Below are 1,267 nucleotides of genomic sequence, written 5' to 3' on the forward strand. Positions count from 1 at the left end.
CGGCCCCGCCGAGCCGTTGGGCGTGGTATCGGCTGGCTTAGTGGCCGGGGCTTTGCCTTCGGGGGCGGGCGCAGGCTTTGGGGCCTCGCCGGTAGGCGTAGGCCCGAGGGCCTTGGCCGGCGTCTCATCGGCCTTGTAGAAAATGCGAATGCGGTTGTTCACCTCGCCGGGACGGAACTGCGAAATCACCGGCTTCTCCGTCGAGGCCAATGCTCCGGCCAGCGTGCCGCTTTCCTGCTTGCCGTAAGAAGCCGCTAAGGCCTTCGCCTGCGGCTGCAGCGGGCTGTCGGGGTAGGCTTTGATGAATTGCTCCACCGATGCCTTGGCCGTAAGCGGCGGCTGGGTGCGGGCCAGCAGCAGCACCTTCAAGTAAGCCACCCGGTCGTTCAGGTCGCTTTTCGGGTACTGTTTTTCGGTGCGTGCCAACACCGCGCCTGCTTTACGGAATTCCTGGTCCACGTAGAACGTAAAGGCTGAGTCGACGCGGCTGGCCACGGCGTTGTGCAGGGCCAGCTCGTGTTCGCGGTACAGCGGGTCAGCAATCAATTTGGCATAAATCGACTTCGGAAACTCGCGCTGCAATGCCGCCGCGTACTGCGCCATCTTGGCCGCGTCGGGCTTGTCTTTGTAGTAGAGGTAAAGCAGGTAGTAAGCATCCGGCGCGTGTTCGCCGCGCTCGTAGCGGGTTACCTGCTGCTCGTAGGTTTCGAAGCCCTTTTCCCGCTCTTTCAACTGCTCTTTATAGATTCCGCCCAGTTCGTACAAAGCTGCTTCAACCTGCCGGTTCGAGGAGGCCAGTTGGCCCGGGTCGGTGGGAATGGCTGACCGGTACTGCGCCACAATTTTGTCGCGGGCCGCCGTGGGGCTGGCCGCAGCCACTTGGCCGGCCGAGTCGGCTTGCGTGCCGTTCACGGCTGTGGTGGAGTTGCCGGTGGTCGTCAGCGGGGCACCCCCGCCCGCCACGGTATTGGGCGACGAGGCCGTTTGCCGGTTGGTACGCCAGTTGTCCTGCAGCTGCCGGTTGCCCCATTTCCGGATAAATTCAGCCCGCGCCGTACCCAGCAGCGTGGGATTGTCGAAATACCACTGGCCAGCCGCGGCGGTGGCAGTGGGGTCGAAGTTGGTTACGTCAGTCGCGGCCGCATTGCCCCCGGCCGGAATCAGTCCGCTGCCGGGCAGGTTGCTGCCAATGCCGCTGTTGGCCGAACTAGCGCGACTGGCCAGGTGGGCGGCGCGGGCCTGGGTTTTGGCCAGCGCGGCCTGCCGG

Annotated in this window: 1 pseudogene; it reads right to left on the reverse strand. The window is 64.6% G+C overall.

Annotated features, from left to right (window positions below):
* A pseudogene (locus ACYVDE_RS23200) lies at positions 1 to 1,267 on the reverse strand (hypothetical protein); the annotation flags it as partial.

Source organism: Hymenobacter agri (assembly GCF_054778495.1).